The sequence below is a fragment of the Xenorhabdus bovienii SS-2004 genome (genome assembly GCF_000027225.1).
Classification (GTDB): Bacteria; Pseudomonadota; Gammaproteobacteria; order Enterobacterales; family Enterobacteriaceae; genus Xenorhabdus; species Xenorhabdus bovienii_C.
In genome coordinates, this window is the sequence record NC_013892.1 from 2079468 (window position 1) to 2097791 (window position 18324).

Annotated in this window: 15 protein-coding genes and 4 pseudogenes; 12 read left to right on the forward strand and 7 right to left on the reverse strand. The window is 43.3% G+C overall.

What is annotated here, in order from left to right:
• Window positions 1-303: 303 nt before the first annotated feature.
• Window positions 304-438 (forward strand): annotated as a pseudogene (locus tag XBJ1_RS23000) (IS6 family transposase); the annotation flags it as partial.
• Window positions 439-562: 124 nt separating this feature from the next.
• Here the strand turns inward: XBJ1_RS23000 and XBJ1_RS22010 are convergent.
• Window positions 563-698, reverse strand: a pseudogene (locus XBJ1_RS22010) (IS5/IS1182 family transposase); the annotation flags it as partial.
• A 41-nt stretch (window positions 699-739) separates the two neighbouring features.
• On the opposite strand from XBJ1_RS22010, the pseudogene XBJ1_RS22480 reads away from it, so the two are divergent.
• The 4 genes and pseudogenes from XBJ1_RS22480 to dtpB form a co-directional block, all read left to right on the forward strand.
• Window positions 740-910: pseudogene (locus tag XBJ1_RS22480) on the forward strand (IS4 family transposase); the annotation flags it as partial.
• A 215-nt stretch (window positions 911-1125) separates the two neighbouring features.
• On the forward strand, window positions 1126-1659 hold the full coding sequence (locus XBJ1_RS09000; protein ID WP_038198792.1) for a hypothetical protein: 534 nt from the start codon (window positions 1126-1128) through the stop codon (window positions 1657-1659).
• Window positions 1660-2258: 599 nt separating this feature from the next.
• Complete coding sequence (locus tag XBJ1_RS09005) at window positions 2259-3041, forward strand: thioesterase II family protein (RefSeq protein WP_012988569.1); 783 nt, start codon at window positions 2259-2261, stop codon at window positions 3039-3041.
• Window positions 3042-3486: 445 nt separating this feature from the next.
• A complete protein-coding gene (gene dtpB / locus XBJ1_RS09010) occupies window positions 3487-4953 on the forward strand; it encodes a dipeptide/tripeptide permease DtpB (RefSeq protein WP_012988570.1) in 1467 nt (488 codons plus the stop codon).
• Between the two features lie 81 nt (window positions 4954-5034).
• On the opposite strand, the gene XBJ1_RS09015 is transcribed toward dtpB, so the two are convergent.
• Window positions 5035-6363: an MFS transporter gene (locus tag XBJ1_RS09015; RefSeq protein WP_012988571.1), complete on the reverse strand. Its 1329-nt coding sequence runs from the start codon at window positions 6361-6363 to the stop codon at window positions 5035-5037.
• 9 nt (window positions 6364-6372) lie between these two features.
• Window positions 6373-7899: a signal transduction histidine-protein kinase/phosphatase UhpB gene (uhpB, locus tag XBJ1_RS09020; RefSeq protein WP_012988572.1), complete on the reverse strand. Its 1527-nt coding sequence runs from the start codon at window positions 7897-7899 to the stop codon at window positions 6373-6375.
• Between the two features lie 180 nt (window positions 7900-8079).
• Between uhpB and XBJ1_RS19800 the strand changes: the two are divergent.
• Window positions 8080-8307, forward strand: a pseudogene (locus XBJ1_RS19800) (transposase); the annotation flags it as partial.
• Between the two features lie 5 nt (window positions 8308-8312).
• Here XBJ1_RS19800 and XBJ1_RS09025 read toward each other — a convergent pair.
• From XBJ1_RS09025 to XBJ1_RS09035, 4 genes are all read right to left on the reverse strand, one after another.
• Window positions 8313-9563: an ATP-binding protein gene (locus tag XBJ1_RS09025; protein ID WP_012988573.1), complete on the reverse strand. Its 1251-nt coding sequence runs from the start codon at window positions 9561-9563 to the stop codon at window positions 8313-8315.
• A 66-nt stretch (window positions 9564-9629) separates the two neighbouring features.
• Window positions 9630-9788 (reverse strand): DUF2474 domain-containing protein, encoded by a 159-nt coding sequence (locus tag XBJ1_RS19805; protein WP_012988574.1) that lies wholly within the window; start codon window positions 9786-9788, stop codon window positions 9630-9632.
• On the reverse strand, window positions 9769-10776 hold the full coding sequence (gene cydB / locus XBJ1_RS09030) for a cytochrome d ubiquinol oxidase subunit II (protein WP_012988575.1): 1008 nt from the start codon (window positions 10774-10776) through the stop codon (window positions 9769-9771). The genes XBJ1_RS19805 and cydB overlap by 20 nt, the downstream gene beginning before the upstream one ends.
• Entirely contained in the window at window positions 10766-12103 is a 1338-nt protein-coding gene (locus XBJ1_RS09035) for a cytochrome ubiquinol oxidase subunit I (RefSeq protein WP_012988576.1), read from the reverse strand. The genes cydB and XBJ1_RS09035 overlap by 11 nt, the downstream gene beginning before the upstream one ends.
• A 138-nt stretch (window positions 12104-12241) precedes the next feature.
• On the opposite strand from XBJ1_RS09035, the gene XBJ1_RS09040 reads away from it, so the two are divergent.
• The 6 genes from XBJ1_RS09040 (at window position 12242) to XBJ1_RS09060 (ending at window position 18308) form a co-directional block, all read left to right on the forward strand.
• Window positions 12242-13663, forward strand: a complete 1422-nt coding sequence (locus tag XBJ1_RS09040; RefSeq protein ID WP_012988577.1) for a PLP-dependent aminotransferase family protein — start codon at window positions 12242-12244, stop codon at window positions 13661-13663.
• A 115-nt stretch (window positions 13664-13778) separates the two neighbouring features.
• The gene (locus XBJ1_RS09045; protein WP_012988578.1) at window positions 13779-14348 is read left to right on the forward strand and encodes a HutD/Ves family protein; all 570 of its coding nucleotides are present in this window, start codon (window positions 13779-13781) and stop codon (window positions 14346-14348) included.
• 88 nt (window positions 14349-14436) lie between these two features.
• On the forward strand, window positions 14437-14652 hold the full coding sequence (locus XBJ1_RS21415) for a hypothetical protein (protein ID WP_143827655.1): 216 nt from the start codon (window positions 14437-14439) through the stop codon (window positions 14650-14652).
• A gap of 943 nt (window positions 14653-15595) precedes the next feature.
• Window positions 15596-16290, forward strand: a protein-coding gene (locus tag XBJ1_RS20760; protein ID WP_143827612.1) for an IS1 family transposase whose coding sequence is annotated in 2 segments (ribosomal slippage) — window positions 15596-15851 and window positions 15851-16290 — 696 coding nt in all. Because the reading frame shifts where the segments join, the coding sequence is not laid out codon by codon here.
• A gap of 23 nt (window positions 16291-16313) precedes the next feature.
• Window positions 16314-17039 carry an SDR family oxidoreductase gene (locus tag XBJ1_RS09055; protein ID WP_012988581.1) on the forward strand — a complete coding sequence of 242 codons (726 nt, stop codon included), beginning with the start codon at window positions 16314-16316 and terminating at the stop codon, window positions 17037-17039.
• Between the two features lie 450 nt (window positions 17040-17489).
• On the forward strand, window positions 17490-18308 hold the full coding sequence (locus tag XBJ1_RS09060) for an alpha/beta fold hydrolase (RefSeq protein ID WP_012988582.1): 819 nt from the start codon (window positions 17490-17492) through the stop codon (window positions 18306-18308).
• The last annotated feature ends 16 nt before the right edge of the window (window positions 18309-18324 follow it).

Below are 18324 nucleotides of genomic sequence, written 5' to 3' on the forward strand. Positions count from 1 at the left end.
GAAGGTTGTAAAACAGGTGGCCACTAGCGTAGTAATGAAGACAATTTTTTGATTTAAAAATGTTTTTCAATTGAAAAGGACAAGAGGATTTTGGTACTAGTTAATTATTCTTAACCGTTAGGTGGGATTATATAAAATAAGTTGGCGACGATAAAATTATTCATTGTGATTTTATCGTCGCCAGATATAAATTTAAAAACAATAGGTTGCTGTGTTAAAACACTAAAATAAGACTATTATTAATAATAAAATAATTATTAATAATAAAACAATTATTTCAGTGCCGCCAATGCGCTGTCATAGTCAGGTTTGCGTTTTTTCCGTAAAACCCTACCCCACCACGGGGAGCTCGCCTTGCTGAATACCGATAAATCAAAGGAAAAGACCATCAAAATCCGCCAGAATAAGTACCTCAATAACCGCATTGAGCAAGATCATTGAAACATTAAACGTCAGATACGGCCGATGTTAGGCTGATTTACTGGAGATAGTGGATCAGCTGTATCAACGGGGTTAGGTGCTGTTGATAAGTCAGTTACCGATAGAAAAATGGCATCAAATGAATGCTCGTTCTCATCCGGTCAAGAATACCTTCCAAGGTCAAACGGTGTTCAGGTTTGTCATAAACCCATCCGCAGTGTTGCATCAATGCAGTTAGCTTAATTCCAATGGAGATTTGTTAACATAGCTTGCGGCATGATGGTGAGGTCTGGTTGTTTTTTGGCGAAAGTAATCAATCTTATATCTTGATTATCAGGCAAATAGTATTAAATCAAGAAGAGTTATCTCTCATCTGACATTAGCACAGAATGTCTTACGCCATTCCCCGCTAATATTATTTGAAATTGTACTTAATAAAACACTCAAATACCTCGCCAGAATCTACCAAAGTATGGTTTTGATTTATTAGCGCTGATTTCTGGGGATCCCTCAGCGCCCGATGCGTTTTTTTTGTTTTCTGGGGGAACGCATGTCTACACCAGTCACAGGATCTTTGATGGGCAAAAAACAACCATTTTATTTTTGTTATTATAATGTTTAAAGACATCACTCTTTAAAACTGGTAATTTTGTACTTTGGGGATATCAGTATTACAAAATATATACCGTCAGAAAGGAGAGTGTTATGGGATGGTATCGACATTATTTTAACGATATTTATAAATTACCCTTACAGGACGCGGTAAAAGATAGCGTGAAGCTTGTGGTCAGTAATGATAAACAATATCATTATTTTTTGGATATACCGAAATACCAGCCAGGCCCCAGACTTAATATTTTTGGACATGGAGACCCCAACAGAGCTTCTTTTCAAGGACACTCTGTAGAACATCCTTTATCTGGTACTGAAATTGCCGGGTTTCCTTGCCGAGAGAAATTACCTGATGCACACCCTTTATCACCAAGCGATCTGGCAGAAAGTATCAAACCACTCATTTTACTCTATCACATCCGAAGTATTCGGTTGGTTGCGTGCTATACCGGAAGAACAGGCTTTGCTAGGGATTTATCTCAATTTACGGGGTTACCTGTTAAGGCTCCAATACACCATGTTGATGTGATGGAATTTGTTACTACAGGTTGTTACTGGATAATAAAACGACAAGAAGAGTCAGAGGAAGCGGAACGAAATTTCCGTTGGTTTGGGTCTCACCAATAACCACTGTAGTGTATACGGACTGAGCCATCGAACGAGAACACCCTGTTTAGATCACGGATAACAAATTCAAGGCTGCGCTCCGGCGTGGCCTTTTTCATATCTGGCTGCCAACTGTCGTGTAAGTGTTGGGTGGATTGCTGGGTTACCTATGTAGCGCGGCGACCTTCATCCTTAAAAAGCCGGAAGCATATTACAGTAACTAACTATTGAATACATGACCGATTTTTAAATCAGAAATGAGGTGCGGAATGACGGATACATTAATCACTTACATTGTTAACAATATAATCTCAATCAATTAAATACAATGTTCATAATAAAAATTAATAATAGGCTATTTTAATATGTACAAATGAATAAAAAAGGAATCCATTGATTTTTATTTCAATGTGCTAATATCAAATGGTTCTAATTTTTAAGAATTAATTATTGTTTTCACTTGTTATAACTCGTTATTTTTAACTGATAAACACATTGTTGTTTAAATGTTGGGATAATACCCAAGGGCGGTAGCATACCGTAAACAAAAAGCAGAAGTTAACAAAATAGTTAATTTCAATACGTAACTTTATAGCAAACGATAACGGAGCCAGATTGTGATGGAAAAATCTCCTTCATGTTTTATTAAACTTAATATTGTTTCTAATCCTGATATACGAATATTTTGTTTCCCTTATGCCGGAGGAAGCAGTGCAACTTTTGTTCCCTTTGCCAAAAAAATCAAATCAAACGCTGAGTTTTTAGTCATACAACCCCCCGGTAAAGGTAGCAGGATCAGAGAAAAACCTCATGATGACATGAGTCGCCTTGTTGAAGACATATATATCAATATCAAAAGCTTACTTGATAAACCTTATCTGTTTTTTGGTCACAGTTTAGGTAGCCGAGTCGCTTTTGAGCTAATAAGAAAAATTGACGCCGCATCATTACCTCTCCCCCTCGAATTTATTGCCTCAGGCAGTAAAGGGCCTCAGGTTCCTGCTATCAGAGAACCATTAAGTGGGTTACCGGATAAAGATTTTATCAATGGATTACAGACGTTTGGCCGGGTTGATAAACAAGTCATCGACAATGCCGAATTATTATCTCTGATTTTACCCGCAATAAAGGCAGATTTTAAAATTTCGGAAGAATATCATTATATTGGAACAGGAACTTTATCCTGTCCTTTAACCGTGTTTGGTGGAAAAAATGATGCCATAGTTACAGAGCAAGAACTCTATTCTTGGTTAGATTTATTTGAAAAAGAGAAAAAGGTCATCATTTTTGAAGGTACTCACTTTTTTATTGATGATAATAATGAACCTGTTATTGATGCAGTTCAAAATATTATCAAATCAAAAAAATTACAACAATATCAACGATATCCACCAACGATATAACCGTATCGAGCCACCTTGCCAGAAAAAGTACAGGAACTGACTACCCGCTGGCGGATAATTTTCAGACTTTAAGTCCTGCATTTTCAAGTTAATTGCGTATATAACTCTTACCTATACATAACAAGTTCACTTTGGTTTATAATTGACCAAATTGCTTCATTTTAACGCATTAAATCCGCTTTTTAATCACCTTAGTTATTAATTTAGTGAATATTCCGCCCAATCTGGTATTAATTTTTTAGTTAGTGTGATCAATCGTTGAGAAGATACCATCACAGTATATTAATCTCCCTCGTTTCACGATTATCCTGATTATCCTGATTAAATAAACAATATCACAACCCGTGCGATACATTAAGTTACAAATATGTTAACAATAGTACAATTGCCTAAATATATTTTTATCTGAATGTATTACCCAGTAAGAGTTAACAGAGGTACCTCTATGAGTAAAACCGCATCCGTCGGTTTATGGGATCAACCAAAACCCTTTTTCATGATCTTTTTTGTTGAGCTATGGGAACGATTTGGTTTCTACGGCGTTCAAGGCATTTTGGCCATTTATTTCGTTCAACAACTGGGTTTTTCAGAAGAACAATCATTTATTACCTTTGGTGCGTTCACCGCTCTGGTGTATGGCCTGATTTCTGTCGGTGGTTATGTTGGTGACCACATACTTGGAACTAAACGAACCATCGTTCTGGGTGCGATTGTCATGGCAATCGGCTATTACATGATCGGCTTGTCTATCATGAAACCGGAACTGATTTTTTATGCATTAGGCACCGTTGCGGTCGGTAATGGTCTTTTCAAGGCCAATCCCGCCAGCCTGTTGGCTAAATGTTATCAACCACAAGACCCTCGTCTGGATGGGGCATTTACTCTGTTTTATATGTCCATTAATCTCGGCTCTCTGTTTTCCCTTTCCCTTGCCCCGGTGATTGCTGAGAAATATGGTTATACCGTTACTTACAATATCTGCGGTATTGGCCTGATTATCGCCCTGTTGGTATATATCGCCTGCCGTCGTATGGTACATAATATCGGCTCTGCACCTGATCATCATCCTGTTAAGCCCATCGGCCTGATTGCCGTTCTGATAGGCTCTGTGGTCATGGTGGGTGTCTGTGCATGGTTACTGCACAATATCAAGGTTGCCAATATCGCCTTGTTCGCGATTACCACCATCGTCGTACTGATTTTCTTCTGGCAGGCATTCAAGCAGAACAGAGTCGGCCGTAATAAAATGTTCGTGGCGTTTATTCTGATGCTTCAGGCTGTGGTGTTTTTCATCCTGTATAACCAGATGCCAATGTCCCTCAACTTCTTCGCCATTAACAACGTTCATCATCAGATCCTTGGTTTTGATGTCAATCCCGTCAGCTTTCAAGCATTTAACCCATTCTGGATTATTATCGTCAGCCCAATACTAGCGGTGGTTTACACTAAGCTGGGAGCGAAAGGTAAAGACTTCTCCATGCCGGCAAAATTCACTTTCGGCATGTTCCTGTGTTCTCTGGGTTTCCTGACCGCCGCCGCCTCCGGTTTGTTTGCTGACGCCCAAGGCATTACTTCACCGTGGTTTATCGTGCTGGTTTATCTGTTCCAGAGCGTAGGCGAATTGATGATCAGCGCTCTGGGGCTGGCAATGGTGGCTGCATTTGTTCCCAGTTATCTGACCGGCTTCATTCTGGGAATGTGGTTCCTGTCACAAGCGGTGGCATCAATGTTGGCGAGTCATGTGGCGGCACTCACTGCGACACCCGTAGGCGTAACTGATCCTCTGCAAACTCTGCCAATTTATATGAGTGTGTTCGGTAAAATCGGTGTTGCCACTCTGATTGTCGCCATTATCATGACCTTTATGGTTCCGTGGTTGAACCGTATCATGAGAGAAGAAGTGAAAGCTTAATCTGTCAGGTTTTGATTGAAAAAATCCTCCACTCGATTTTATTCAGAGAACGAGTGGAGGACGCTCTCATACTTTTTACGATTAACTTTGTGCCCTTTGTTTAGGAAACTGTGCTTGCAGGAAAGGCAGCAATAATAAACCGATCATGACGGCGCAGATGGAAATGGCCATAAATAACCCTGACCAGTGATAGTTTTCCAGGATAATAGCGAAAGGATAGCCTGCAATGGCCGCGCCTGTATAAGCAAAAAGCCCCACAAAACCCGTCGCAGCACCGGCAGAATCTTTATGTGAACACTCTGCGGCAGCCATACCGATCAGCAATTGTGGGCCAAACACAAAAAATCCAATTGCAAAAAAGCCAAGCGATTGAAAAACCAACCCCGTAACAGGCATCAACCATAAAGCCGCTACTGACAAGAAAATACCCATCGAGAATATCAGATTCATCGGGCCACGATTGCCGCCAAAGAGTTTATCTGACCCCCAGCCTGCGACCAGCGATCCCATAAATCCCCCAACTTCAAAGAGCGATAATACGGCGTTTGCACTCACTAAATCATAATGATGATACTCAGTCAGATACAGGTTTCCCCAGTCATTGATGACGGTGCGAACGATGTATACCAGCACGTAACTAAAGGAAAGCAGCCAGATATATTTGTTGCGGAAAACGTAGGTTCTCAGGATTTCTCTGGTCGTCAGGCCTTTGCCTTGATTTTCCTGAGCCTTTTCCAACCGATCATTGCGAAACTGACCGATGGTCGGCAGCCCCATCGTGGCCGGCTTATCACGTAATCGCCAACATAAAAGTATACCTGCCAGGATCCCAATACAGCCCGGCACGATAAATCCTTCTCGCCAGCTAAAATGCAAGGTTAAGAAACTGACGATCAATGCAATCAACGCACTTCCCACATGGTGTGAAGTATTCCAAACCGACCACCAGAAGCCACGTTCTGAGCGAGAATACCAAGTCGTGAGTAACTTAGCGCATGAGGGAGAACCCCATCCCTGAAACCAGGCATTTAATATCCAAAGAAAGGTAAACATGACAATGGAGCTGGACAGCCCAAACAAGATATTGATGATCCCCGTGGCAATCAGTCCTATTCCCATAAAATAGCGTGGGTTGGAGCGATCAGAAATAATGCCGGAAAAAAATTTCGAACAGCCATAAGTGATATAAAACAACGTCCCGATGAGTCCAATCTCACTTTTATCAAGACCAAGATCGGTGATCATGGCAGGCATCGCATAGTTGAAGCTTTTGCGGGTAAAATAAAATAGCGCATAGCCCACATATAGATTCAATATAATATGTAAGCGCCAGTAACGGTATTGATCCCGGATTTCTGCATCGGACAGATTGCCGTGAGATATGGGTTTAGATTGAGAAAAACCTGTCATGACCACTTCTTAAAGTTTGGGCAAAATGATCGATAAATCCGTACCAGCGCTTGTCGAGTCATTCTGTCGTTTTCCGCTATGAATGGAGAATTGTCCACCGAGTGCCTGTACACGTTCCCGCATACCCCGTAAACCAAATCCTTTCATGTTATCTTCAGCCTTACAGCCAATACCGTTGTCTTTAATCAATAAACGGATCATTGCCCTGACAGAAAAATGCAACTCAATGCGATCCGCTTGAGAATATTTTAATGCATTATTCAGGGCTTCCTGACAGATACGATATAACGTGACTTTTGTTGTGTCACTCAATTGCTCAATGACCTCGGCAGAATTAGCTTCCCAATGGATTTCCACTGATATGCTGCAGTTTTCAAATTCCATATCCCGCAGCAATTGTTCGATCGCCTCTTTCAGACCAAGATCATCAAGGATTTTGGGACGCAGGCAACTGAGTAACCTTTTGGTGGTATCATAAACATTAAGGGATAATGATTCGATAGTTTTGGCACAATTCGAGCCAATAGGTGTCACTTCGACCCGCTGAATGATATTAGCCTGCGTCCGGATAGCAGTAATGTTCTGGCCAATTTCATCATGCAGTTCTCGCGCAATATCGCGCCGTACCGATTCCTCCGCTTTAACTAATTGGCCTGCAAGACTACGGTTACGATAGAGTTCGCGCTTTAACTGTGTATTAAGATCACGCTGACGCTGAACCGCCATGCCAAGCATTATCCCTGTGATGGTTTGTGCCAAGAGCGATAACAGTAAGTCGGTGATTTCCATATTCGAAACACCACTACGCGCAGCAATCAATACGATGCTGTTCAGTAATGTCCCCAGTAAGGCACCCTGCCAGCCATAACGAAAGGCCAACAAAATAATGGGGATAGCCAGACAGAACGGTGCAAAGTAGCGTAATTCATTGGGAAAACCAATTTGTAACAGAATGTTCAGTACAAATAGCAGGGCATACAGCATAACGTGATGAAGGCGAAACTGGATTTGACGCGACACGACGTTGGCTGTCAGAGGCAACCAGATACTTTGGAACAGATAATGCCAGACTAAATAGCATGTAGGCACCAGCATGGCACCACCGGTTAAGCTGACCAAAAACACGATGATCAAAGATGGATTATGGTTACTCACTGCCACGACATTAATGAGGCCGGTTGCTGTGATCACCATTGCCATGACAGCGAGCCGCTGCCATTGACTGCCACGATAATAACGGCTGGCAACCCAGACAATAGGGAGGCTGGCTATGCTGGCAGTCAGTACGGTAAGCCATTGAGGCTGCCCCATCAACAGTGCCAGACAGATAGTCAGCAACCATTCTGCACCATAAACGGTTGGCCAATAATGTTTTGGCGTATGTAATACAATGCCAAGGCGCAGGGCAAAAGGAAAAAACAAAATGGCCAGTTCTGAATCATTAACAAAATAGTAGGCGATCACCCATAAGCAGAACCAACAACATGAGAACAATAGCCAGCCACAAAATGAATTGATCAGATATCGATTAATCATAAAGAAAAATTCCCCAGATAACACGCCAAATCCCCGCCATTACTTGCTAGGGCGTGTTGATGTTTTGTGGGGGATTATTAGACAGCATGATGATTTGGTATAATCACTTTCGCCAAAAAACAACCAAACCTGACCATCATGCCGCGAACTATGTTAACAGACCTCCAATGGAATAAGCTATCTGCGTTAATGCAACTGGCCGTCGATAATTACGGCTTGCCTGTTCATTTTGAATGATCCGGGGGACAAGTGCATGACATTGTTCATGCTGAAAGTTTAGTCGAACAATCGTCCCCTCCGGACTTTGTGATAGCGGACAAAGGGTACGATAGTCAGGCTTTCAGAAATCATATTAAACAACAAGGTGCAACGCCGATGATTCCCTACCGAAAAAAAGAGCTGAATAGTCGTTTTTATTTTTCTAAATTACGCTGTTCATCTTGTAGCGGAACTTGAATTTCAATTTCTGTGCCGCCTTTTTTGCGTTTTTTGATCTTCATTTGCCCTGAAATGAGAGTGACCCGTTCCCGCATAATAGCGAGACCAAACTGAGCCTTAATCTGTTCTTGATGGATGCCGTGGCCATTATCACTGATAACCGTAATAATCTTTTTGCCTATCGGGTAGATGCGAATACTGATCCAACTCGCGTCAGCATGTTTATAACAGTTATTCAAAGCCTCACGGATAATTTGCGCCAAATGACGGCGGTGCCCGATGGGAATAATCTGGTGAGTGAGCCGATAATGAAATTCAATCTGGAATCCCAGCCGATGATTGAATTCTTTTATCAGGGATTGCAGGGATTCATACAGATCATAATGATTTTTTTCTGCCCGCAGTGTGGCCAGCATTTCCCTTAATTGCTGACTGGCTAAAGTTATCTCCTCTTTTATGATCCGCAAGGCGATTAAGGCCTGTCGGGAGAATTTATCGTGGCGCACATGCAGGCTGTTAATCTGAATTTTCAGAAACAGAAATGATTGTGCCACTGTGTCATGTAATTCTCTGGAAATATTTTCCCGTTCATTGATAAGACCCTGCTGAATTTGCTGATGCACAGTATTTCTCAGGGACAGGTGTCTTGCCAGCGCATCAGTAACAGACTGGATCAGATCCCGTTCATAAGAAGACAGAATCTGAGTTTGATTAATCTTGATTTGAATCATGCCGTGAAAAGTATGCCGGTCATATAAATCCCATTTTTGTATCCGTGGAAGATTGGCGTCAAAGGGGCTACGGAGATATTCAAAATGATATTTACGCGGTGGATGATAAAGCGTGATCCTGACTTCGCCAAAGGGAATGAATTGGTTAAGCCTGAAAAATACCCTATGAAAATTATCAGAGAGTGAAGTATTAAGATTAAGTTGAGAATGGATGGAGATAAGAAAACGCAGGTATTGCTTATCCCGTTTCAAGGCAGTGATCTTTCTTTGTTTTATTTTACAAAATGATGCCATCTGGAGTGAAATCATATCGGCTTTATACAGCAAGCTTAAAAGGCACAGGATACTCAGGATATCAAAGATGGCCCACAGCTTTCCGGGCAAGGTAAGCGGGGTATTCAACCCAAGAAATAGCAGCACAGACAAATTGATGGTAATAGCTGTGCCACATAACCAGCCTGTTGCTGCTATTGGACTGTCAGAGAAAGTTTTCATCAGTTAAACAATCCTTCCGTTTTCCTGATCCAAACCTTAGCTCAATTAATTAAAATAGGTTAATTATCACTTAACTTTCATTCCCGCTGTTGTCATTAAGACACGAAATAGCGCAGAGACGGCGTAAAGTGTCAGCACACTGCCAAGCCAGATGGTGACCAGCCAACCGAGCCGTTTCCAGAGGGAAGGGCGGGGAGGATCGGACTCAGTGATAACCTTGTTCATGGGTGATTTTTCCTCGGAAGACATAATAACTCCAAAAGGTGTAGACCAGTATGATTGGGATGATGAACAGGGCGCCGACCAGCATAAAGCCCAGTGATTGCGGTGGGGCGGCTGCTTCTTGATAATTAATCATCGGCGGGATGACATTTGGCCAGATACTGATCCCTAATCCACTGAATCCCATAAATATCAGCAATAATGCCGCCAGAAATGGGGTGTAATGGCTGGTGTTCCCATTGGCTTGTAGCAGCTTCCAGCTTGACCCTATAACGAGCAGCGGTACGGGTATGAAGAACAACAGATTAGGCAGGCTGAACCAGCGTTCGGCAATAGCCTGATGTGCAATGGGAGTCCAGAGGCTGATAATACTGATGACGGCCAGCATCAGCAGCGTCAGCGGGCGCAGAATGCGATACATCTGCTGTTGCAGATGGCCTTCGGTTTTCATCACCAGCCAGCCACATCCCAGCAACGCATAAGCGACAACCAGACCAAAACCGCAGAATAAGGGGAATGGGGCAAGCCAATCGAAAGCCCCTCCAATGTAGGTGCGGTTCTCGACCGGAAAACCTTCAATCACCGCGCCAACCACCATTCCTTGCGTAAAAGTGGCGATGATTGAACCAGAAATAAACGCCTTATCCCAGATTGGCTGGTGTTCTGGTGTGGCTTTAAAACGGAACTCAAAAGCGACACCCCGGAATATCAGCCCTAAGAGCATGATAGTCAGGGGGATTGCCAGTGCATCCAAGATCACCGCATAAGCCAAAGGAAAAGCACCGAACAGCGCGGCGCCGCCCAGCACCAGCCAAGTTTCATTGCCATCCCAGACCGGCGCAACGGAATTCATCATTAAATCACGGTCTGACTGCCCCTTCATCATGGGATATAAAATGCCGATGCCGAGGTCAAAACCGTCCATCACGATGTACATCATGGTACTGAATATAATGATCAGAAACCAAATCAGGGGAAGATCAATGCCCATTTGCTAACTCCTTGTTGGGGCCTTTGCGAATCAGTTTCATCATATAGGCGTAACCGACACCAAAGACGGCAGCATAAACGACGAAGAAAATAAGCAGGCTGATGCTCATGTGGATCTCGCCATGTGCCGATACCGCATCTTTGGTACGCATTAAGCCATATACAACCCACGGCTGGCGGCCAATCTCCGTGGTAAACCAACCGGCCAGAATGGCGATAAGACCCGAAGGTGCCATCAGGAATATAAACCGGAGAAATGTTCTGTTTTCATATAACCGTTTTTTATAGCGCAGTAATAATCCCCAAACGCCCGCCACAATCATTAATATGCCCAGCCCGACCATGACACGAAATGACCAGAACACCATAAAGACATTGGGGCGATCTTCGGGGGCAAATTCTTTCAATGCCGGAACCTGTTTATCCGTACTGTGTGTCAGGATCAGGCTGGCAAGATAAGGAATTTTGACGGCATAGCGGGTTTCTTCTGCTTCCTGATTCGGAATGCCGAAGAGGATCAGCGGAGTGGCTTCGCCGGGACGATTTTCCCAATGCCCCTCCATCGCGGCAACTTTGGCTGGCTGATATTTCAGGGTATTCAAGCCATGAAAATCACCAATGATGGCCTGTAACGGGGCGATGATCAGAATCAGCCACATTGCCATTGACAGCATTTTCTTCATGGCGGAGGAATCATTGCCTTTCAGCAGGTGCCACGCAGCGGAAGCTGCAATGAAGAACGCTGATGCGAGAAACGCCGCAGTTCCCATGTGCAATAGACGATAAGGAAAGGAGGGGTTGAAAATCACGGCAAACCAGTCAACAGGAACGATTTGATTATTGATGATTTCATGGCCCTGCGGTGTCTGCATCCAACTGTTGGAGGCTAAGATCCAGAATGTGGAAATAATCGTACCAAGGGCAACCATGCAAGTAGCGAAAAAATGCAACTTTTCGCCAACCCGGCTCCAGCCGAACAGCATGACGCCAAGAAATCCGGCTTCAAGGAAAAACGCGGTCAACACTTCATAGACTAGCAACGGACCCGTAATACTGCCGGCAAAGTCGGAGAAAAAACTCCAGTTAGTACCGAATTGATAGGCCATCACTAAACCAGAAACTACTCCCATACCGAAATTAACTGCAAAAATTTTCGACCAGAAGTGGTATAACGTTTTGTAGTCTGTATTGCGTGTCTTTAGCCATAGCCCTTCCAATAAGGCTAGAAAACTGGCCAGACCTATCGTAATGGCAGGAAAAATAATGTGAAAAGAAATCGTGAAGGCAAACTGTATCCTTGCGAGTTCAAGGGCACTTAACCCAAACATAGTGACCTCTTATTTTAGTTGAATCATATGGGGCGATGAAGTTAGAAGGTGCGGATAAGTAAAACACAGGAATATAGGGTATAATAGTGACAATTATCTGTTTATTACCTATAACAGCTTTACCTAAGGTCAGGCTATATGACACGTTACGAACAGTTGGCTGGTGCGATCCGCCAGCAAATAGAGGATGATATTTGGCAGGTGGGCGACAAATTGCCATCACTGAGGGAATCAGTGAAATCATCAGGATTAAGCTTAATGACGGTGCTACAAGCCTATCAATTGCTGGAAAGTCAGGGTTGGATCGTGGCTCGTCCGCAATCGGGCTATTATGTGGCCACCCGGTTAACGCAATTTGCGGCAGCGAAAGGCGGAAAAGGCCTGCATTTAAGCGAAAGTGTGGAGATCAGCGCCTCTATTTTTGATGTGTTGCAGGCGTGCAAAGATCCCAAAATCGTGCCTTTTGGCTCGGCATTTCCTGATCCTTCCTTACTGAATGAGCCAAAGTTATCCAAAATACTGGCCTCAGTTGCCCGTCGCTTTGTCCCTCACAGCTCTTTGGAGAACTTGCCGCCCGGCAATGAGAAGTTGCGGCGTAATATCTCCCGTCGTTATGCCGCACACGGAATTCATGTTCCTCCTGAGGAGATAGTGATCACTGCGGGGGCAATGGAATCATTAAGTTTTAGCTTACAATCCGTGACCTCACCGGGAGATTGGGTAGTGATTGAATCGCCCGCTTTTTATGGTGCGTTGCAGGCCATAGAACGCCTGCGCCTGAAAGCTATCGCGATTAAAACCGATCCGCGGACAGGTATTGATTTGGATGCACTGGAAGAGATCGTGCAGAAATACCCGATAAAAGCCTGCTGGTTGATGTCTCGTTTCCAAAATCCATTGTGCAACACGATGCCATCCGAAAATAAACAGCGGCTGGTGGAGATTCTGAATAGTAGTCATATTGCTCTGATTGAAGATGATGTTTATGGCGAACTGTATTTCGATCAAGAACCGCCGATGCCAATCAAAGCATGGGATAAAGAAAATAATTTCATGCACTGTTCATCATTTTCAAAATGCCTTGCTCCCGGATATCGTGTGGGCTGGGTTGCAGCAGGAAAGCACGCAGGAAAAATTCAGCAATTGCAGATGATGAGCACGGTTTCAGCCAGCGCACCAACACAATTGGCGGTTGCGGAATATCTGGCTCACGGGGGATATGATAATCATCTGCGACGGTTGCGGCGTCAGTTGGAACAGCGGCAAAGCCAGGTTTTACGGGCTATCAGCGAATATTTTCCTGATTCGGTGAAAGTGAACAGTGCACGTGGCGGTTATTTCCTGTGGCTGGAGTTTGAACCGCCTTTCAATGCTAACCGGCTGTATCAATTGGCGCTGACTAAAGGGATCAGTATCGCTCCGGGCAGCATGTTCTCTACTAGTGCTCAGTTTGATCACGCCTTTCGCCTGAATACGTCATTTGTATGGAATGACGTACAGGCTTCAGCAATGAAAACTTTAGCAGGCTTGTGTCATACGCTACTAAGGGAATGCGGGTAATCAATCACATTTATGTTGTCGTAAGCAGAATTATTTGCGAATGTTGGTGTTGACAATTCGACGTTAACCGTCTTTCGGGAGTATACACAGGGCTTAAGAGTGGTTAGGAGGTGGCATGAAAATGAAATATTTCGATTATGCAACGTTACCGAGAACGCAATGGTCAGGCGGGACAGGTGAAACAAGGGATATTGTCTGCTGGCCGGTTTCTGATGATTTCGCCTGGCGAGCCTGTTTCACGTCAATTTATGAAAGTGAGGTATTAGGGCAATTTCCTGATATTGAACGCTCCATTGTCTTATTGAAGGGAAAGGGGATCAGATTGACCAGTCCGGGTTTTCTTGAGCACGAACTGGTGAAAAAAATGACACCCTTCCATTTTTCTGGTGATATTCACGGGCATGCTGAATTGTTGGATGGCTCTGTCCAGTGTTTTAATATCATGACGCGTCGCTCTTGCTGGGCTTCCGAAATTTCGGTGATATCCCATGAACATCTTTTACCGACATCGCACAGTGGTGTCCTTTATGTCTTAAAAGGTCGTTGGGAAATGACGGGCGCCAACTGTGTTCAGCTTGCTTTTGGTCAAGGGGCTTGGTGGTTGCCGGATATACGGGAAGGTACAATTAAGCCACTGGTGACGGATAGCCAGTTGTTGTGGGTTGATTTACGCCCGATTGGGTGATTGTGGCTCTGTCGCATTAACGTAGACAGGTTAGCAAAAGTTGTGTTGATGGTTTTTTAGGCAGTCAACAGATAATACTGCTCTGCCGGTGACAATCCGTTGCCGGCTGGATGATGACGATCCACGGTGCGCTTATGCTGGCGAAAGGCCTTATCCAGCAACGGTATCCAATCAATCATCATCCTCACAGTCGCTATTCAGGATGTATTACCTGGCATTGCAGTTAGAGGCGGGTATGGGTGAGATAGAAGAGCGAGCCAAGATCATGAGAGCAGAAAACACATTGCCACCGCAGAGCAAATGATACTGGGTTTGCAGGAGTGTGTTAGGACGCAGTGTCGGTGAGCTATGAGAGGACGGCAGGAATGCTCCGTCCTACTCAGTTTTATTAGTATATTCAATTTGGCTAATTTGCCGGTGGAATATAGGGGGGAACTGGAATTACGGGTTGTGGTGGAACAAAGGGCATTATGCAATGCTCCCCTGTAGGTGTTTGAAAGCATACAGGGTCACTGGGAGAATGAGCATAAGTCTGCATTGAAGCTAAAAGAGTAGCGCTTGCCAGTAGGCAAGAAAGAATATATTTTTTCATATTACTCTCCACGTGTAACGTCATTATAAAAAGATTAATAAGCCTAATAATATTAGCTCCTTCTAACAATAAGCCAGCGATGCTCAACAATTAGTCAACACCTGAAACTAAAGTCAATATTTCTTTACCCATTCCCTTGAGTGGTTAAAGGAATACCCCATACCATCAGTTAACGCTGGTGGCATTTTTGTATTTCTACTCCGGTATCTGCCAATTTAAAAATTACCTTCTTCAAAGCTCCGCAAAATACCGCCTCACAATTTCCCCTCCAATCTCTATCGAAGCCGCCACTGCCGGCGGCGGGGTAATATTGGAAAGCACACCGAACCAGAAAACGAAAATATGGTACTGTTATAACCATGAAATACAGAATTCAATGCGGCATTCTCAGGCAGCATAATAAAATTAAGAAATAATCTGGCATTTTCATAATTTTTCGATTTTTTGAGAACTGGTATGTGTATAGTTATATGCTAAATAGCAATCGCGTTTTCTTATTTATCTGCGTTTGGTTATTTTAAATGAGTTTTGTCAAATAATACGACTAAATAGGATAATGATGAACGAAAAAATACTTTTAGTTACAGGCTCTAGTCGGGTCATGTATTAAATGGTTAGTTGCTGTGATATGCTTCCGGCTTTTTAAGGATGAAGTATGGCCAAAGTTGATGTCTATTGCCGTTATTGCCACAAATCAGAACAGGTCAAAGGACATGGGAAAGGAAATGGCGGACATCCTCGTTATCGCTGTTATAGCTGCTGTAAGGTCTTTCAGTTGGCGTATACCTATCAGGCCTGCAAACCCGGCGTTAAAGAACAGATTGTCGATATCGCGATGAATAACGGGGGAATTCGTGACACCGCTCGGATCCTGAAAGTCGCCACCGCCACCGTCATGAAAACATTAAAAACCTCAGACCCCGAAACGTAACGACACTTCCCCTTGCGGAATGTGGCATCCAGATTGTCTGTGAAATCGACGAGCAATGGTCGTTTGTCGGCAATAAGAAAAACCAACGCTGGCTTTGGTATGCTTGGGAACCCCGCCTGAAGCGAATAGTGGCTCATGTTTTTGGCGATCGCAGTCGAAAAACGTTAGACAAGCTGCTTACCCTCTTATCTTCCTTTACTATTCGGTTTTACTGCACGGATGACTATGTTGTTTATGACCCACTTCCCGAGGAAGAGCACTTGACTGGAAAGGCGTTTACTCAGCGTATAGAGAGAACGAATTTAACGCATCGTACCCGAATCAAAAGGCTGAATAGAAAAACCATTGGGTATTCAAAATCGGAAGAAATGCACGATAAAGTGATAGGAACCTTTATTGAACGTGAACATTATTTTTAATACCTAATCTAATCATTTAATACATGACCTCTAGTCGAGGTATTGGAGCGGCTACCGCTATACTGGCAGCAAATAAAGGATATTCTATATGTTTAAATTATTTAAACGATGAAAAGTCTGCGTTTAAAGTCCGTGATGAGATTCTAAATCTGGGTGCCAAATGTATCACTGTACGTGCTGACGTTTCCAATGAGCATCAAGTAAAAAAAATGTTCGACGACATTGATACTCAGTTAGGAAGTATTACTCACCTTGTCAATAATGTTGGGATCTTAAAACAAAAAATGCCCTTAATTGATATGGATGGGGAACGATTTCAACAAGTACTATTGACCAATGTAATGAGTCATTTTTATTGCTCTTCTGAGGCGATTAAGCGTATGTCGATTTCTAGAGGAGGCTCTGGAGGTTCAATTGTTAACGTTTCATCAGGTGCATCGAAAAGTGGCTCACCTTTCGAATACATTGATTATGCTGCGTCGAAAGGTGCAGTTGATACCTTTACTACAGGATTATCTAAAGAAGTCGCCGCTGACGGCATACGAGTCAACTGCGTTCGTCCGGGAGGCATTTACACCGATATCCATGCTGATGGAGGCGAACCTTCTAGAGTTGATCGTATTGCCAAGAATTTCCCGATGCAAAGAGGTGGAACGCCTGAAGAGGTTGCAAATGCGATTCTTTGGCTACTTAGTGACGAAGCTTCATTCGTGACTGGAAGCTTTACAGACTTATGCGGTGGTTTATAAATTGGAAACTAACTTAGCAGCTCTCCAGAATGAAATTAACAGTGAGCAGATGTGTTCAAGGTGAAGGGTTAGATACCACAGAGATATCAGATTTTAACTGGGTCATTGCCCCTATAGACGGGGCTAGAAAGTTTAGTTTTTTTCATATAATTACCCTAGAATGTTAATGACTGTAACAGTGATCTGTTCGGGTTAAATGATGAATCGAGCAATACCTTCTTGATGCCCGCTTTAAACTGCTACATTATCAGTTGCAGCGTGATGAGTTTCATCCAAGTTCATTTGATGATAAAGATCAAGTTTTTTTAATGAATCCTCTGTTCCTTGACCAGTAATTTGTCCTAGACGATTGGTAATATCTTGTAAAGATTAATATGGAAATCATTACTCCGGTAACATATTTTCTAATTTAGCAATTAATCTGTGATTGATCCTTGAGGAGATAGAATAATGGTTGCTACACATGATGATATTCAGACCCGTTATGCCAATATTTCAGTTCTCGATACTGGTGGAAGTGGGCTGCCAGTGCTCCTGATACATGGTAATTCAAGCTGTAAAGAAATTTTTCGTCATCAAATTGAATATTTAAAAGGGGACTATCGGGTTCTGGCATTGGATTTACCCGGCCACGGTAAATCTTCTGACGCCAGCGATCCGCGTGAAGCATACTCAATGCCCGGTTATGCCCGCACCATCATGGAAGTACTGGATAAGATGGACATTGATAAAGTCGTAGTCTTTGGCTGGTCACTCGGGGGGCATATTGGGTTGGAAATGCTGGCACTGAATCCTAAAATGATCGGGCTGATGATTTGTGGCACGCCGCCAGTGGCCGTTGGGAAAGAGAATATAGCCCGTGGTTTTTGTCAGAGCAAACAGATGAGACTGACCGGTAAAGCGGAATTTACTGACGAGGATGTCAGAAACTTTGCCTGTGAGACAAACGGCGTCAATGCACCTCATGAACCGTTTATGATAGAAGCCGTGGCAAGAACAGACGGGTTAGCTCGGCAATATATGTTTGAAGCTTTTATTTCCCCTCAGGCGACAGATCAGAAATTATTGGCTGAAACCAGTGAAGTTCCTTTGGCTATCGTCAATGGTGTCGGTGATCCTTTCATTAATCACGATTATATTAATGGATTAAATTATAGAAACCTTTGGCAAGGCCAGGTGTTTAACTTGGCCGGCGTTGATCATGCGCCATTCTGGGAAGCACCAGATATTTTTAACCCGATTCTGGCTGAATTTTTAAAAGATCTTTAATAGCCTGATGAGAGCC